A 16,956-nucleotide genomic window follows, 5' to 3' on the forward strand; every position below is an offset into this window, starting at 1 on the left:
TCATAATGAAATTACGTTCTGTAACCTACGCTTTATTAATTGCCGGAGTGGCGACGTTCAGCACATCTTCTCTGGCGGCACAATCATTACGTTTCGGTTATGAAACCTCACAAACCGATTCACAACATATTGCGGCGAAAAAATTTAATGAATTACTGCAGGAAAAAACCAAAGGCGAACTGAAATTAAAACTGTTCCCGGATAGCACCCTTGGTAATGCGCAGGCGATGATCAGCGGCGTGCGTGGCGGCGCTATTGATATGGAGATGTCTGGCTCTAACAACTTTACGGGACTCTCGCCCGTCATCAACCTGCTCGATGTCCCGTTCCTGTTCCGCGATACCGCTCACGCGCATAAAACGCTCGACGGCAAAGTCGGTGATGACCTGAAAGTCTCCCTTGAAGGTAAGGGGCTGAAAGTACTGGCCTACTGGGAAAACGGCTGGCGCGATGTCACCAACTCGCGTGCACCGGTCAAAACGCCTGCCGACCTGAAAGGGTTGAAAATCCGCACCAACAACAGCCCGATGAATATCGCTGCATTTAAAGTTTTTGGCGCTAACCCGATCCCGATGCCGTTTGCCGAAGTCTATACCGGGCTGGAAACCCGCACTATCGACGCTCAGGAACACCCGATCAACGTCGTCTGGTCAGCAAAATTTTATGAAGTGCAGAAGTACCTTTCTCTGACCCATCACGCCTATTCGCCGCTTCTGGTGGTGATCAACAAAGCGAAGTTTGATGGCTTAACCCCGGAGTTCCAGCAAGCACTGATCTCATCTGCACAGGAAGCGGGTAGCTATCAGCGCAAACTGGTCGCCGAAGATCAGCAAAAAATCATCGACGGTATGAAAGAAGCGGGCGTGGAAGTCATCACCGATCTCGACCGCAAAGCCTTTAGCGATGCGCTGGGTACCCAGGTCCGTGACATGTTTGTTAAAGATGTTCCGCAGGGTGCTGATCTGCTGAAAGCCGTGGATGAGGTGCAATAAACCATGACGCAATACTGGCTGGGGTTAGATTGTGGCGGTAGCTGGCTGAAAGCCGGGCTGTATGACCGAGAAGGCCGGGAGGCGGGCGTGCAGCGCCTGCCGCTGTGCGCATTAAGTCCACAGCCAGGCTGGGCAGAGCGCGACATGGCAGAACTGTGGCAATGTTGCACTGCTGTCATTCGCGCCCTGCTTACCCATTCTGGCGTCAGCGGGGAACAAATTGTCGGTATCGGCATCTCCGCGCAGGGAAAGGGCTTATTTCTACTTGATAAAAACGACAAACCGCTCGGTAACGCCATTTTGTCCTCGGATCGCCGGGCGATGGAAATCGTTCGTCGCTGGCAGAAAGATGGCATCCCGGAAAAACTCTATCCGCTGACCCGACAAACCTTATGGACCGGGCATCCGGTGTCGCTGTTACGCTGGCTGAAAGAGCACAAACCAGAACGCTACGCGCAAATTGGCTGCGTGATGATGACGCACGACTACCTGCGCTGGTGTTTAACCGACGTCAAAGGTTGCGAAGAGAGCAATATTTCTGAGTCCAATCTCTACAACATGGGTCGCGGGGAATATGACCCGTACCTTACCGACTGGCTGGGGATCGCTGAAATCAATCACGCCCTGCCGCCTGTTGTCGGATCTGCCGAAATCTGCGGGGAAATCACCGCTCAGACAGCCGTACTGACCGGTCTGAAAGCGGGTACCCCCGTTGTCGGCGGCCTGTTTGATGTGGTTTCCACCGCACTCTGCGCCGGGCTCGAAGACGAATTCACCCTCAATGCGGTGATGGGGACCTGGGCGGTGACCAGCGGCATAACCCACGGTTTACGTGACGGTGAAGCGCATCCGTATGTCTATGGTCGCTACGTTAACGATGGTCAATTTATCGTTCACGAAGCCAGCCCCACCTCTTCCGGCAATCTCGAATGGTTTACCGCACAGTGGGGAGAAATCTCATTTGCTGAGATTAATCAGGCCGTTGCCAGTTTGCCGAAAGCCGGTGGCGATCTCTTTTTCCTGCCGTTCCTGTACGGCAGCAACGCCGGACTCGAAATGACCAGCGGTTTCTACGGGATGCAGGCCATTCACACCCGTGCACACCTCTTACAGGCCATCTATGAAGGCGTGGTGTTCAGCCATATGACTCATCTCAACCGGATGCGCGAACGTTTTACTGATGTGCACACCCTGCGCGTCACTGGCGGCCCGGCGCACTCCGATGTCTGGATGCAAATGCTGGCGGACGTCAGCGGTCTGCGTATCGAGCTGCCGCAGGTGGAAGAAACCGGCTGCTTTGGTGCGGCACTTGCCGCCCGCGTCGGTACCGGGGTTTATCGCGATTTCAGCGAAGCCCAACGTGACTTACAGCACCCGGTACGCACCCTGCTGCCGGATATGGCCGCGCATCAGCTTTACCAACAAAAATACCAACGCTATCAACATCTCATTGCCGCACTTCAGGGTTATCACGCCCGCATCAAGGAGCACACATTATGAGTCGACCACTTCTGCAACTGGCCCTCGACCACTCATCACTTGAAGCCGCGCAGCGCGACGTGACGCGGTTAAAAGACAGCGTCGATATTGTCGAAGCAGGCACCATTCTCTGTTTAAACGAAGGGCTTGGCGCCGTGAAAGCCTTGCGCGAACAGTGCCCTGACAAAATCATCGTTGCTGACTGGAAGGTCGCCGACGCGGGTGAAACGCTCGCGCAACAGGCATTTGGCGCAGGCGCTAACTGGATGACCATCATCTGCGCCGCGCCGCTCGCCACGGTAGAAAAAGGCCACGCGATGGCACAGAACTGCGGTGGTGAAATTCAGATCGAGCTATTCGGTAACTGGACGCTGGACGATGCCCGTGACTGGCATCGTATTGGCGTGCGGCAGGCCATTTATCATCGTGGTCGTGACGCGCAGGCCAGCGGGCAACAGTGGGGCGAGGCCGATCTGGCACGCATGAAGGCGCTTTCCGATATCGGCCTTGAGCTTTCCATTACCGGCGGGATTACCCCTGCTGACCTGCCGCTGTTTAAAGAGATCCGCGTGAAAGCGTTTATTGCCGGACGGGCGCTGGCAGGCGCAGCAAATCCGGCGCAAGTGGCTGGCGATTTCCATGCGCAAATCGACTCCATCTGGGGAGGCAAGCGTGCGTAATCATCCGTTAGGCATTTATGAAAAAGCGCTGGCGAAAGATCTCTCCTGGCCGGAGCGGCTGGTGCTGGCAAAAAGCTGTGGTTTTGATTTTGTCGAAATGTCGGTGGATGAAACCGACGAACGGTTGTCACGTCTTGACTGGAGCGCCGCACAACGTACTTCGCTGGTTACCGCGATGATCGAAACGGGTGTTGCTATTCCGTCAATGTGCCTGTCCGCACATCGTCGTTTTCCTTTTGGTAGCCGGGACGACGCCGTGCGCCAGCGGGCGCGGGAGATTATGAGTAAAGCGATTCGCCTGGCGCGCGATCTCGGCATTCGTACTATTCAACTGGCAGGTTACGACGTCTATTACGAAGACCACGACGAAGGCACCCAGCAACGTTTTGCTGAAGGGCTGGCGTGGGCGGTCGAACAGGCGGCGGCATCACAAGTCATGCTGGCAGTGGAGATTATGGACACCGCGTTTATGAACTCCATCAGCAAATGGAAAAAATGGGACGAGATGCTCGCCTCGCCGTGGTTCACCGTCTACCCGGACGTCGGCAACCTCAGCGCCTGGGGCAATGATGTTCCCGCCGAACTGAAACTGGGCATCGACCGTATCGCCGCCATCCACCTGAAAGACACTCAACCCGTTACCGAACATAGCCCCGGACAGTTCCGCGATGTGCCGTTTGGCGAAGGCTGTGTCGATTTTGTTGGCATCTTCAAAACGCTGCATGAGCTGAACTATCGCGGATCATTTCTGATTGAAATGTGGACCGAAAAAGCCAAAGAGCCGGTGCTGGAGATTATTCAGGCGCGGCGCTGGATTGAAGCGCGTATGCAGGAGGCCGGATTTATATGTTAGAGCAACTGAAAGCTGACGTGCTGGCGGCAAACCTGGCGCTTCCCGTTCATCATCTGGTGACGTTCACCTGGGGCAATGTCAGCGCGATAGACGAAACGCGGCAATGGATGGTGATTAAGCCTTCCGGCGTTGAGTATGAGGTAATGACCGCCGACGATATGGTGGTGGTTGAGATAGCCAGCGGCAAGGTGGTGGAAGGCAGCAAAAAGCCCTCTTCCGACACGCCAACGCATCTGGCGCTTTACCGTCGCTTTGCGGAGATTGGCGGCATAGTGCATACCCACTCGCGCCACGCCACCATCTGGTCGCAGGCCGGACTTGATCTCCCCGCCTGGGGCACTACTCACGCCGATTATTTTTACGGAGCCATCCCCTGCACGCGCCTGATGACCGCAGAAGAGATCAACGGCGAGTATGAATACCAGACCGGCGAAGTGATCATTAAAACCTTCGAAGAGCGTGGGTTGAACCCGGCACAAATCCCGGCGGTACTGGTGCATTCTCACGGCCCGTTCGCCTGGGGAAAAAATGCCGCCGATGCGGTGCATAACGCCGTGGTACTGGAAGAGTGCGCCTATATGGGTCTGTTCTCGCGCCAGCTTGCGCCACAGCTCCCTGCGATGCAAAACGAACTGCTGGATAAGCACTACCTGCGTAAGCATGGGGCCAATGCCTATTACGGGCAGTAGCCATGCCTGAGAGTGCCCGGCAATACACGCCGGGCAGCCTTTCACATCAGAACAGCCCCAACGGTTTATCCGAGTAGCTCACCAGCAGGCACTTGGTTTGCTGGTAATGCTCAAGCATCATTTTGTGGGTTTCGCGGCCAATGCCTGATTGTTTGTAGCCGCCAAACGCCGCATGTGCCGGGTAAGCGTGATAACAGTTGGTCCACACGCGCCCAGCCTGAATGCCGCGCCCCATCTTATAGGCCAGATTACCGTTGCGGCTCCAGACGCCCGCGCCCAGGCCATATTGCGTATCGTTCGCCAGCTCCAGCGCTTCTTCTATCGTTTTGAAGGTGGTTACCGCCAGCACCGGGCCAAAAATCTCCTCCTGGAACACGCGCATATTGTTCTGACCAAACAGAATCGTCGGTTCGAGGTAGTAGCCGTCTTTCAGTTCGCCTTCCAGCAGCTTGCGTCGCCCGCCGGTGAGCACATCAGCGCCCTCTTTTTTACCGATATCAATGTAGTTGAGGATGGTTTCCAGTTGCCCGTGAGAAACCTGCGCGCCCATTTGCGTCACGCTGTCGAGCGGGTTACCGCTGCGAATGCTTTCGACACGGCGGATAGCGCGTTCCATAAAGCGTTCGTAGATAGACTCCTGCACTAAAGCACGGCTTGGACAGGTGCAAACTTCGCCCTGGTTAAAGGCAAACAGTGCAAAGCCTTCCAGCGCTTTATCAAAAAAGGCATCTTCTTCATCCATCACATCAGCAAAGAAGATATTTGGCGATTTGCCGCCCAGCTCCAGCGTCACCGGAATAATGTTTTGCGTGGCGTATTGCATAATTTGTTGGCCCACTTCCGTTGAGCCAGTAAACGCCACTTTGGCGATGCGTTTCGAGGTCGCCAGATATTCGCCAATTTCCCCACCTGCGCCGTTGACCACGTTCACCACCCCTGGCGGCAGTAAATCACCGACGATTTCCATTAGCAGCAGTACAGAAAGCGGAGTAAGACGTGCGGGTTTCAGCACCACACAGTTGCCCGCCGCCAGCGCGGGAGCCATTTTCCAGCTCGCCATCAGCAGCGGGAAGTTCCACGGGATAATCTGCCCCACCACGCCTAACGGTTCATGGAAATGATAGGCCACGGTTTCGCTATCCACTTCACTGATCCCACCTTCCTGCGCCCGAATACACGAGGCGAAATAGCGAAAATGATCAATCGCCAGCGGCACGTCGGCAGCACTGGTTTCGCGAATGGGTTTGCCGTTATCCCAGGTTTCTGCCGTCGCTAAAAGTTCAAGGTTTTGTTCCATTCGATCGGCAATCTTAAACAGAATCGCCGCGCGATCCTGCACCGAGGTGTGCGCCCATTTATCTTTCACTTTATGCGCAGCATCCAGCGCCAGATCGATGTCTCGTTTGCCCGAAGACGCCACTTCGCACAGTAGCTGCCCGGTCACCGGCGTCAGGTTCTGGTAATACTCGCCATCGGCAGGCGCTACCCATTCGCCACCGATAAAGTTGTCGTAGCGGGCTTTTAATTTGAGGGGGAAACCATACTCGCCGGGCTGAACACGTGCTGAAGGGGGATTATTGGTCATGATCGTCTCCTTGCGGTGTGAGGTATAACAAGGGTAGACGTAACTGGCGAAATCTTCGCCAGTCGGTGACAGCTTTACGACGGCTATCACGAATTTACGGGCAAGGGTTACAGCGGATAATGCGCGAAGTACACGGCTTGCTGGTCATTAATTTTCTTCTCTTGCGCAAACCCTTCTTTAACAATTGTCCGTAAATCAGCTCGAGCCGTATTATCAGAGACGCCCAAGCTCGCGCTAATTTCAGCAACTGTGTACTCTTTCCCCGGATTGGCGAGCATCACATTCAGGAGCGTTACCTGGCGCGGATTCAGGCGTTTAAGCACACCAGAGCTAAACAGCACACTATCGAGTTTTGCGCTTCGTTGTGTAATTTCATCGATATGCTGCTGCCAGTTTTGCAGAGCACGTTTAATGACACCCGCCTGATATTCAAGGAAATAAGTCAGATCCATACCATCTGATTCAGTGTACTGGTAGCTGGCGGCATATTTGACCGGTGCAGCATGAAGCAAACGGCTGATGGAAATATATTTAAAGACATCGTAGCCCGATTTCAGCATATACCAGTAAAACAGCGCCCGACTGGTGCGCCCGTTGCCATCCCGAAACGGATGTTCATGGGCCAGCATAAAATGCAGAATGCAGGCACGGACCAACGGATGAATATACCCTTCATGGCTGTTTAACCACTGGCAAACTTTTTCCAGCCGTTCCGGTAACAATGCCGCAGCGGGCGGTTGATGCACTATATTGCCATCATAGTCGGCGATCACAACATCATCTGTTTCACGAAATTCTCCCGGACGATATTTCGCGTCATTGATTCCACCCATACCAATGGCATGTAACTGGCGAATAAGCGCAGGTGTCAGCGGTTCTGCGAGTAAGTGCGGAATTTCCGCCATCAGCCGGGCATTTCCCGCAATCATATGCTCGTCTTCAGTGCGTGGCGACCGCCCTGTTTCCAGCATTTTTCTCGCCACCAGCGTTGTAGTATTCGCACCTTCCAGCTGGGAGCTGGTGATCGGCTCTTCCAGGCGTAACTGGCTTAACTCGGCTCCGGCCCCGCGTAACCGTTCAGTCTGATCTTTCAGCGCCAGCGCGGTAGCACGTTTGTCGACAAGCTCGCACGCTTCTGCAATCACCGGGGTAATGTTGAATCCGGCCTGTTCACCCGCTTCATTGCAATAATTAATTCGTTGGATCGCCGCGTTGCGCGCCAGACGGGTAAGCGTCCACGCCACATCGACGTTTTCTCCTTTTTTGATGCGGTACTGCAACTCATCAAAAGGCAGATAACGTCCTTTTTCATCGGTAACCCGGTTAAAGCGCAGGTGGGCCAGGAGTTCCTCACCCGATAAGTGTGATAAAGGAATAAGTCCGGGAGGTGATTTGATAGCCATGTGCTTATCTCAAAAAAGCGCAATATTGAGATAGTGTATAGCAGGAAAGAGAAACTATCTCAAAAAAAGCAAGTTTTGAGATAGTTGAAAAAGCGGCTGACAACTCGCCAGCCGTTGTGGAAATGATGATTACATCGCTGCGCGATAAATCGCCACAATTTCTTCGTGAGTTGCCTGGATCGGGTTAGTAAAGCCGCAGGCATCTTTCAGGGCATTAGTCGCCAGAACCGCGAAATCTTCTTCTTTCACGTTCAGGTCGCGTAGGCCTGCCGGGATATCCACTTTCTTCGCCAGTTCACGGATGGCGTTAATGCAGGCTTCAGCACCTTCCGCGTCGTTTTTACCTGTCACGTTCACGCCCATTGCAGCGGCACAATCACGCAGACGTGCAGCGGCGACTTTGCTGTTGAATACCTGAACATGCGGCAGCAAAACGGCGTTACATACACCGTGTGGCAGGTTGTAGAAACCGCCCAGCTGGTGCGCCATCGCATGAACATAACCCAGAGAAGCATTATTGAACGCCATACCGGCGAGGAACTGGGCATAAGCCATTGCTTCACGCGCTTTCGCATTACTGCCATCTTCAACGGCTAACGGCAGGTTTTCGGCAATCATGGTCACGGCTTTCAGTGCACAAGCGTCAGTGATCGGCGTGGCGGCAATAGAAACATACGCTTCGATAGCGTGCGTTAAGGCATCCATACCCGTTGCGGCGGTCAGTGACTTCGGCATACCAATCATCAGAGAGGAGTCATTGACAGAAAGCAACGGAGTGACATGTTTATCCACAATCGCCATTTTGATGTGACGCGCTTCGTCAGTGATGATGCAGAAACGGGTCATTTCAGAGGCCGTACCCGCCGTGGTGTTGATGGCGATCATCGGCAGCTGCGGTTTTGCAGAGCGGTCAACGCCTTCATAATCGCGGATGTCACCGCCGTTGGCTGCAACCAGCGCAATACCTTTTGCGCAGTCGTGTGGAGAACCACCGCCTAAAGAAATCACGCTATCGCAATTATTTTCTTTAAGTAATTTCAAACCTGCAGCGACGTTTTCCGTGGTGGGGTTAGGTTGGGTGCCATCATAAATAACGCTAAAAATATTGCGTTCTTCCAGTGCTTTTTGCACATCACCCGCCATACCCAATTTCGTTAATATGTTGTCGGTGACAATTAAGGTACGGGTAAATCCATAATCTGCCATCATATTCATTGCATCATTCAATGAATCAGCACCAATAACATTCACGGAAGGAATAAAAAAGGTTGAAGCTGCCATAACACACTCCTGAAAGTGTAAAAAAGGGCGGGCAGCTTACTGAGGATTTTCATTTGAAAATATGATCAACATTACCGTTTATTAAAATATTTTTAATAAAAAGCACGTTACATTCATCAAATAACGTGCCTTCTTAACATTAATAATAAATTTTGTATTAATTCATATTTATTATGAATTAATCATTTCCTTATTTTTCCGGAAATAATAATGCGTCGCGCAATAAATGATCATTTCCACGACGACGCGTAAAGCCAATACGGTCAAAATATTCCAGAATCTGAATTGCCAGCTTGCGGCCTACGCCTAAGCGATCGCGGAAATCCGCCGCGCAGGTTGAACCACACTCCTGATCGAGATCGCGGATCATATTGGCAAACTCGACAATCCGATCGTTACGGTAATAACGATCTTTAACGATCGCGGTAATAATTCCTTGCTGCGCCGCCTGGCGTAGCGTCAGGCGCATTGCCTGCTCGTCGGTTCCCGTCTCTTTTGCCAGATCACGCACCCACCACGGTTCGTCACCAAACAGCGGCTCTGCTTTTTGCCAGATGGCCTGCTGCTCTTCGCTGAAGCCCGCTTTGTGATCCGGCAGATGCAGCCAACCGTGATGACTGAGGATGTCGCCGCTTTCGCGCATCTTTTCAATCAGCAACAGTACCAGCGCTTCATCTTCCATTGGCAACGCCATACGTCGCAGACGTTCTCGCCCAGGACCAGGTTCATCGCGATGTTGCTCATGATAAGTCGCTAATGTGTCGAGAATTTTCCGCTGCCAGCGGGCGGCAACCGGCGCATTCAACAAGCTATAACCAGCCTGAATATAGCCAGGCTGTTGCAGCAGTTCGCGCATCCCTTCGCCGTTGAGCTGCCGTGCCCAGGCGAAATCTGCAAGGTTAACCGCTCCGCGTTCCAGATGAACAGATAACGCATCGGCATCGCTCTGCGCCCGTGCAAGAGACGCCAGCCATTGCAGATATTCCGGCTTACGCTTACCGCGACGCGGCGGGTTAAGCATCACCACACGCGCCCCCGCCAGCGTGTTGCGGGCCGAGATATCGCGCAGCACCAGGCGATCGTTATCCGCCAGCCATAGCGGCGTGTCGAACACCAGCTCGGCAAGGTTATCTTCCAGCAGCGAAACGCGTCCCGTAACGTGGCTGGCGGCGTGGTGAATATGCAGCGGCTGCCACTGGGTCAGCGGTGTATGGGTTTGAAGCTCGACAATCACCCGTGTGAACGGCTCCGGCGGCGCATCGGCAAGCAGCCAGTCACCACGGTGAATCTGCTCTTTTTCCGCATCACCCGCGATGTTAAGCGCGATACGCTGCCCGGCATGGGCAGTTTCTGTTGGCTGATTTTGCGCATGTAGCGCACGCACGCGCATCGGTTTATTTACACCAGTCAGCCAGAGTGAATCGCCTACCTTCACTTCCCCGCTTAACGCCGTACCGGTGACGACCAGCCCGGCACCTTTTACGGTAAATGCACGGTCGATCGCGAGGCGGAAACTATGTTGGCTGGCGTGTTCACGTTCTGGTAACTGAAGCAAATGCTCGCGCAGGGCATCAATTCCCCGACCTTCGGTTGCTGCGGTGATAAACAGTTTTGCCTCAGCAAAACCGTATTCCCGCAGCACCTCCTTTACCTGGCGTTCAACCTCATTAACACGCGCTTCGTCCACGCGATCGGCTTTGGTCAGCGCCACTGTCAGCATCGGGTTACCGGTCAGCTGCAAAATCGCCAGATGCTCACGGGTCTGTGCCATCACGCCGTCATCGCACGCCACCACCAACAGCGCGTGATCGATACCACCAACGCCCGCCAGCATGTTGGAAAGAAACTTTTCATGACCGGGTACGTCGATAAAACCAGGCACACGGCCATCCGGCTGCGGCCAGTAGGCATAGCCGAGATCGATGGTCATGCCGCGCTTTTTTTCTTCCGGCAGACGGTCGGCATTTACGCCAGTAATCGCCTGCAATAAGGTTGTTTTGCCGTGGTCAACGTGTCCGGCAGTCGCAATAATCATTTCAACAACATCTCCAAAAACCGTTGCTCATTTTCAAGGCAGCGTAAATCCAGCCACAATCGTCCGTCATAAATACGACCAATCACCGGCACTGGCAATTCACGCCAGCGGGCGGCTAATGACTCAAGGTGGCTACCGCGTCCATCATGGGGTGTAAACGTTAATGCCGCGCTCGGCAGGCGATCAACCGGCAGCGAACCACTGCCAATCTGCGAAAGACATGGCATAACCTGTACCGCAAACTCCGCGCCGTAATGTGCGGCAAGGGGGGCCTGTAAACGTTGTGCCTGGATTTGAATGACCTCTGCGCTGCGGGTAAGCAGGCGCAGGGTCGGTAATTTTTCACTCAGTGCTTCAGGGTGTAAATAAAGACGCAACGTGGCTTCCAGCGCCGCGAGGGTCATTTTATCCGCGCGTAATGCACGCTTCAGCGGGTGGCTTTGCAGGCGGGCGATCATCTCTTTTTTACCAACAATAATTCCAGCCTGCGGCCCGCCTAACAACTTGTCGCCGGAGAAGCTCACCAGACTGACGCCCGCCGCAATCAACTCCTGCGGCATTGGCTCTTTCGGCAAACCGTACTGGCTAAGATCAACCAGCGAGCCACTGCCTAAATCAGTCACTACGGGAACATCCAGCTCTTTGCCGAGCGCCACCAGTTCCGCTTCATCTATCGCTTTGGTGAACCCCTGAATGCTGTAGTTACTAGTATGTACTTTCATCAACAGCGCGGTATTTTCATTCACCGCCTGACGATAATCATTAGCGTGCGTGCGGTTGGTGGTCCCCACTTCGTGTAGGGTGCAGCCTGCCTGACGCATGACATCAGGAATACGAAACGCGCCGCCAATCTCCACCAGTTCGCCGCGAGATACCACCACCTCTTTCCCGCTGGCAGTGGCCGCCAACATCAATAACACCGCCGCCGCATTGTTATTGACGATACAGGCATCTTCCGCTCCCGTAATGCGGCACAGCAGCTGCGCCAGCGCCCGATCGCGATGTCCGCGTCCGGCGTCGTCCAGATCGTACTCGAGGGTCACAGGCGAACGCATAGCCTGCGCAACGGCTTCCACCGCAGCTTCCGCCTGTAAAGCTCGCCCAAGATTGGTATGCAGCACGGTTCCCGTCAGGTTGATCACCGGACGCAGCGCGCTCTGCGCCTCCTTCGTCAGACGGGCATCGACTTCTTGCGCCCAGTTTTCACACCATGCGGGCAGCGTCTGGCTATCACGAATCACTTCTCGCGCTTCGTCAAGCATCTGACGCAGCAATTCTACCACGCGGGTGTGACCATAAGTATCACGCAAAGAAAGGAAGGAGCTATCGCGCAATAAGCGATCAATAGCCGGAAGTTGACTATAGAGGGAACGCGTTTCGGTTGTCATAGGAAACCTGGCTGATCAAGGCCCTCTCACACGGAGAAGGGCGTTTAACATAACCACGGATTGTAACGTGAGATGGGTCAGGAGGACATATCGCGCATCAAGCCTTTGGCGGTTCGGTGCGAGCAAAACTTTCGCGGCTAAACAGGTTTTCGACCAGTTTGACTAAGTGTGGGCGGTCGACACACCAGCCTGGCGCAACGCGGCGGAAATTGAGATATCCGACGGCACAGGCAATGGCGATAGTCGCCAGATTGACCGTATCGGTTTTGAGCGTGCCATCGACCAGATATCCTTCCAGCACATCCAGACTGCGGTTGATTTTCTCCCGCTGGCGTAACAATTCATCTTCAGACTGCTGCGCCGCCGGACGCGCCTGTTCACGCACCGATACCAGCCCGGCATCCATAATGCCATCCGCCAGCGCCTCAATTTTGCGCACTCGCAACGACTCCAGCGGATCGCGCGGCAACATCGCCGGAGCGACATTCATTAATTCAATATATTCAGCGATGATCGGCGAATCAAACCAACATTCGCCCTCTTCGGTCACCAGCACCGGCACTTTCCCTAACGGGTTAAATTGCGCCACGCCGTTGTCCGCGTTATAGGGCAGTTCATTAATAAATTCGAAAGTTATGCCCTTTTCTAACAACAGAATAGAAAGTTTGCGTACAAACGGGCTGGTGTAGCTACCGACGAGTTTCATTATGTTTCCTTTTTGTTAACAAAATATGAGTATGACCCAAGGTTACAAAAAAGCAGGTGATATTGATATGAGTGTGATGACAAACGCAAGATGGCCCGATACGTACGCATATCGGGCCTTGTAGATAAAACGACCTTTCGTGTGAGATTCTAAATATTAGAATGTATAGCGGATATTAGCATTGATCGCATTATCGACGTTGTACCTACCAAATGCTGATTTCTCAATGGTCAGGCCGATACGGGTATTGTCTTTAATGCGTGTATCAATCCCAATATTGGCTAACATACGACCATCTTTACCGTTGTACACGGTGGACTCACCAGCAAAATCACGGTACGTGGTAGCACCAGTATTACGCAGGTCAAATTGATAACTTAAACCAGCCTTCGCTGTAACCTGCCAGTCGCGGCCATCCAGTGTTTTTCCAAACTCCACACCAGTACGGCCAATCAAGGGTTTTGCCTTTTTACGCTCCATGCTGACATCCATACCGTTGTATTGCCAGTTAAAGGTATTGCCTGACAACGTCCCGTAAACCAGTTCGGCCTGCGGTTCAATAAAGACATCAGGCTTCCACTGATAGCGCCAACCCGTTTCTGCGCCTAAATACCATGAGTGAGCAGTATCGTCTGCCTTACCAAGTCCCAATGTTTGCATTGTGTAATCGTCACGATGATGGACATATTTTCCAACCACATCAATATACAATCCTGAGTTAAACAGGGTGGATGCATATAAACCGCCGCCTACAGAGCGTGTTTTCCCCTGGTAACTTTCACCACTGGCTTTGCTGTCAGTAACAGTCATCATGATACCTGTAAAAAGATCGCCTCCATCAAAGTGATGTTTTTTGTCGGCACCAATTTGCAGATGCATATGGCGATCAGTGAATCCCCCCTCACCCGAACCAGAAGTGGTCATAAACCGAGCCCAGGCACCGGCTTCTCCTTGTGTATCGCGTAGATCACCCATACGTCGGTTAAGGTTATTCACCTCAGATAAGAAGTTTCTGTAACGGATATCCATAAAACGTTGACTTTCATTGAGTGCAGCATTATTACGCTGAACATCGAATCCTTTCAGACGCCACTGTGTGGCACCGTCAGTATTTACCACCTCAACATCAGGAGCCATTGAGTGAAAACCCATCTGTTGAGGCACAGTTTTAAACGCCTGAGTATTGTTGGTTCCATTTTTTGCCGTGATCAACGGAATATCACCGACAGACATTTCGTTAAGTGGTCTGGTCGGTTTTACATACAGAATATTGTTCTCTGCGATTAACTTATCGAGAACCGTAATATTGCTGCTGGTTTTACCATCGGTGGTCATCACAAGCTGGCTGTTAGATAGTGCCAGATTTTGCATTTGAGAAGACGAGTTAAGCTTCCACAATGTCTGGTCAATACTAACATTGGCCCCAGGTGCTTTGATATCTCCGGAATAGTAGATGCCTAATGGAGAACCTTGGTTCGTACTAACACCAATATTAATTGTCGCTTTTGAGCCGGCAGTAATATCACCACTCATCATCGTACCGGAACCAACATTCAACGTTGATCCAGAACCTTGCAAATCCCAGGCTGCCGCTGAATAAAACGCTGGCATCGTCGATTGCTCATTCAACAAAGAGAGGGTAGCCCCTGAACCGAGCACAACATTGTCATCCGATAGTAAACCAGCCTTGCTTGTAAGCTGTGCATTATCGGTGACTGTCAGTGCCGAACGGGTCAACGTACTGTACTCACTGATAGTTGCACCAGGGGAAGATATATTTATAGTACTATCTGTACTATTTATTCCACCCGTAAAAAATTCATTAATATTTAAAGTAGAGTTATTGGTCAGAGATACATTTCCATAAAATGTACTTTTATCTGAGTCCTTTGTCGCTTTTGATTGACCTTGTTGCGGAATAACCTGTACTTTCTTTTCATTACTGTCATTCAGATCAATATAGACATCTTCACTGCCAAGGGTGACAGATGAGTTATCTGCACTAATATCAGTAGTGAGCTGCGCATTTCGTCCAAGATAAAACGCGGTGTCTTTCAGAACAAGAGACTTCAAACTGAATTGGCGAGTCTCCCAATCATCCTGTGTAAATGACACTGGTTGTGTTAATACTGAGTCATCTCCTAGTTTTTTGAGAGTATTTGCTACTGACTGACTAGTCACCGCATGAGGAACAGGATGCCCCTGAAAAAACAATTTCCCACCATTTTGCTCAAAATTATCATTTATATTTATACCACCATCAACAATAAAATCACCTGAATTATTGGTGGTGTTATTTGTCACAGACAAATCATTCTTAAAATTCCCATGATAAATAGTTGCTGTTTTTTCATTTAAGGACAGTGTCAGTCTGGCCAATCTGCCATTACTTGTAATAATTGCACCGTCATCAAAAGCATTTAATTTGTGGAAAGTCAGATCATTCCCATTAATATCAAGCGTACCTCCACGATATCCCCAATAAATATTATCTGGGTTAATCTGATTTTCATCAGAAAGAATTACAATAGAGCGACCACTAACAAGAGATACCCTACTAAAAGCCTGAACTTTCCCCTCGCCATCGGGTCTCTGAGCCAGAATAACTGCGCCATCACCAGTATTCAGGCTTCCACCATTAATCCCGGAGCCATCAATTTTCAACGTACCCGTGCCTAATTTATGCAGCGCATCTCCTGACACACCATTGACCTGCCAGTCAACAACGTGCCCATCATTGACAATGACACCCCCCCCAATCCAGGTCTGATCATCCAGAGGTTTCACCACATAGTCATCATTAAAAGTCAGCGCCCCAGCCCCCTGAGTCACCGAATTTTCTAAAACAATTGTACCGCCTCCAGAAAATGTCAGATTTTTCCCATAATTGAGATCTAAGTCCTTCTGACCATGCATGTCCCAGGAATTATCTCCCTGAACTAACTGACCGGTTCCTGTCACACTGTTGAAAGTCCAGAGAATATCACCGCTCCCGGCCTCACTGGTAACAGGTTTATCAGTATCAGCATTTATATTTGCGGTGATTTGCACTGTTGGTATAACAACATACCAGTTGGTACTCCCTGTGGTTCCTGCATATGCTCTGAGTACCCCCACAAGAGCCCATTTATTTAGAGTTGTATCCCATCCAAGTAGCGGTGAACCACTGTCACCGGGAGTTCCATACGACGCAAGAGCACCGTTGCCAGCATTTGTCACAAATGACCAATCTGAAATTGATGGCGTAGGAACAATCCCCCCAGTAAGATAACTGTAAGCACCGTTCAGAGTATAATATCCTTGTTCATTTTTATATATTTGTGTCCCTGTACCTATCCTATAGAAAACAGGAAACTTGGTTACATTTTTATATGTTCCCTGCGCTGTTCCTGCACTGGTAACCTCTACAGGAACCACATCTGTTACCAGTTTATTTAACCTAGGCGTATGGAAATCTCTTGCTGAGTAGTTATTTCTGTCTACTAAAGTATAATTACTCGTACCAAACCGTACTCTACTATAGCCACCATTATGCTTAACACTGACGACATATTGTGGGTTAACAAGTGTGGCAACGCCCAATAGCCTATCCACAGATGAAAAATCAGGCATGGGAGCTTTATTTAACGTAGTCACTAATAATCCTGAGTTATTATACAACTCAAGACTTTCCGTTCCAGGAATAAAGTCGCCCTTATTTTCGGCAAAGTCTCGATATATCTGATATGGAAGCAAGTTATTAACAACAGATGCTGATACGACAGAGATACCAGACAAATTAGATATTGCGGCGGATACAAGGATAGTCAATACTTTTAATTTTCTGTTATTATTCATAATAATAAACCATTATTAATATAACAAA

At 51.3% G+C, this 16,956-nt stretch carries 12 protein-coding genes; 5 read left to right on the forward strand and 7 right to left on the reverse strand.

Annotated features, from left to right (window positions below; genetic code table 11):
- Nucleotides 1-5: 5 nt before the first annotated feature.
- From yiaO to araD, 5 genes are read left to right on the forward strand one after another with little or no spacing between them, the layout of a single operon-like run.
- Nucleotides 6-992 (forward strand): 2,3-diketo-L-gulonate TRAP transporter substrate-binding protein YiaO, encoded by a 987-nt coding sequence (yiaO, locus tag C4F37_RS06425; protein ID WP_001540051.1) that lies wholly within the window; start codon nt 6-8, stop codon nt 990-992.
- Nucleotides 993-995: 3 nt separating this feature from the next.
- Nucleotides 996-2,492, forward strand: a complete 1,497-nt coding sequence (gene lyxK, locus C4F37_RS06430; protein ID WP_001540052.1) for an L-xylulokinase — start codon at nt 996-998, stop codon at nt 2,490-2,492.
- Entirely contained in the window at nt 2,489-3,151 is a 663-nt protein-coding gene (gene ulaD / locus C4F37_RS06435; protein WP_000089504.1) for a 3-keto-L-gulonate-6-phosphate decarboxylase UlaD, read from the forward strand. Before lyxK ends, ulaD begins: the two co-directional genes overlap by 4 nt.
- Nucleotides 3,144-4,004 (forward strand): L-ribulose-5-phosphate 3-epimerase, encoded by an 861-nt coding sequence (locus C4F37_RS06440; protein ID WP_001304968.1) that lies wholly within the window; start codon nt 3,144-3,146, stop codon nt 4,002-4,004. The genes ulaD and C4F37_RS06440 overlap by 8 nt, the downstream gene beginning before the upstream one ends.
- A complete protein-coding gene (araD, locus tag C4F37_RS06445; protein WP_000893156.1) occupies nt 3,998-4,693 on the forward strand; it encodes an L-ribulose-5-phosphate 4-epimerase in 696 nt (231 codons plus the stop codon). Before C4F37_RS06440 ends, araD begins: the two co-directional genes overlap by 7 nt.
- A gap of 46 nt (nt 4,694-4,739) precedes the next feature.
- Here araD and aldB read toward each other — a convergent pair whose 3' ends face one another.
- From aldB to C4F37_RS06480, 7 genes are all read right to left on the reverse strand, one after another.
- Nucleotides 4,740-6,278 carry an aldehyde dehydrogenase AldB gene (aldB, locus tag C4F37_RS06450; protein WP_001540054.1) on the reverse strand — a complete coding sequence of 513 codons (1,539 nt, stop codon included), beginning with the start codon at nt 6,276-6,278 and terminating at the stop codon, nt 4,740-4,742.
- A gap of 107 nt (nt 6,279-6,385) precedes the next feature.
- Nucleotides 6,386-7,681 (reverse strand): Fic family protein, encoded by a 1,296-nt coding sequence (locus tag C4F37_RS06455; protein WP_000985736.1) that lies wholly within the window; start codon nt 7,679-7,681, stop codon nt 6,386-6,388.
- 129 nt (nt 7,682-7,810) lie between these two features.
- Nucleotides 7,811-8,962: an L-threonine dehydrogenase gene (gene yiaY / locus C4F37_RS06460; RefSeq protein WP_000741493.1), complete on the reverse strand. Its 1,152-nt coding sequence runs from the start codon at nt 8,960-8,962 to the stop codon at nt 7,811-7,813.
- 190 nt (nt 8,963-9,152) lie between these two features.
- A complete protein-coding gene (selB, locus tag C4F37_RS06465) occupies nt 9,153-10,997 on the reverse strand; it encodes a selenocysteine-specific translation elongation factor (protein ID WP_001540055.1) in 1,845 nt (614 codons plus the stop codon).
- Nucleotides 10,994-12,385 carry an L-seryl-tRNA(Sec) selenium transferase gene (selA, locus tag C4F37_RS06470; RefSeq protein ID WP_000206248.1) on the reverse strand — a complete coding sequence of 464 codons (1,392 nt, stop codon included), beginning with the start codon at nt 12,383-12,385 and terminating at the stop codon, nt 10,994-10,996. The genes selB and selA overlap by 4 nt, the downstream gene beginning before the upstream one ends.
- Before the next feature lie 97 nt (nt 12,386-12,482).
- The gene (locus tag C4F37_RS06475) at nt 12,483-13,091 is read right to left on the reverse strand and encodes a glutathione S-transferase (RefSeq protein WP_000779792.1); all 609 of its coding nucleotides are present in this window, start codon (nt 13,089-13,091) and stop codon (nt 12,483-12,485) included.
- Nucleotides 13,092-13,247: 156 nt separating this feature from the next.
- Complete coding sequence (locus C4F37_RS06480) at nt 13,248-16,928, reverse strand: S6 family peptidase (RefSeq protein ID WP_001540057.1); 3,681 nt, start codon at nt 16,926-16,928, stop codon at nt 13,248-13,250.
- Nucleotides 16,929-16,956 lie beyond the last annotated feature (28 nt).

Origin of the sequence: Escherichia sp. R1, assembly GCF_003000935.1 — a bacterium.
Taxonomy (GTDB): domain Bacteria; phylum Pseudomonadota; class Gammaproteobacteria; order Enterobacterales; family Enterobacteriaceae; genus Escherichia; species Escherichia coli.

Bases quoted from the DNA above. Each gene is read 5' to 3' on its own strand.
- yiaO (WP_001540051.1), top strand. From the start codon at position 6: ATGAAATTACGTTCTGTAACCTACGCTTTATTAATTGCCGGAGTGGCG.
- lyxK (WP_001540052.1), top strand. From the start codon at position 996: ATGACGCAATACTGGCTGGGGTTAGATTGTGGCGGTAGCTGGCTGAAA.
- ulaD (WP_000089504.1), top strand. From the start codon at position 2,489: ATGAGTCGACCACTTCTGCAACTGGCCCTCGACCACTCATCACTTGAA.
- araD (WP_000893156.1), top strand. From the start codon at position 3,998: ATGTTAGAGCAACTGAAAGCTGACGTGCTGGCGGCAAACCTGGCGCTT.
- aldB (WP_001540054.1), bottom strand. From the start codon at position 6,278: ATGACCAATAATCCCCCTTCAGCACGTGTTCAGCCCGGCGAGTATGGT.
- C4F37_RS06455 (WP_000985736.1), bottom strand. From the start codon at position 7,681: ATGGCTATCAAATCACCTCCCGGACTTATTCCTTTATCACACTTATCG.
- yiaY (WP_000741493.1), bottom strand. From the start codon at position 8,962: ATGGCAGCTTCAACCTTTTTTATTCCTTCCGTGAATGTTATTGGTGCT.
- selB (WP_001540055.1), bottom strand. From the start codon at position 10,997: ATGATTATTGCGACTGCCGGACACGTTGACCACGGCAAAACAACCTTA.
- selA (WP_000206248.1), bottom strand. From the start codon at position 12,385: ATGACAACCGAAACGCGTTCCCTCTATAGTCAACTTCCGGCTATTGAT.
- C4F37_RS06475 (WP_000779792.1), bottom strand. From the start codon at position 13,091: ATGAAACTCGTCGGTAGCTACACCAGCCCGTTTGTACGCAAACTTTCT.
- C4F37_RS06480 (WP_001540057.1), bottom strand. From the start codon at position 16,928: ATGAATAATAACAGAAAATTAAAAGTATTGACTATCCTTGTATCCGCC.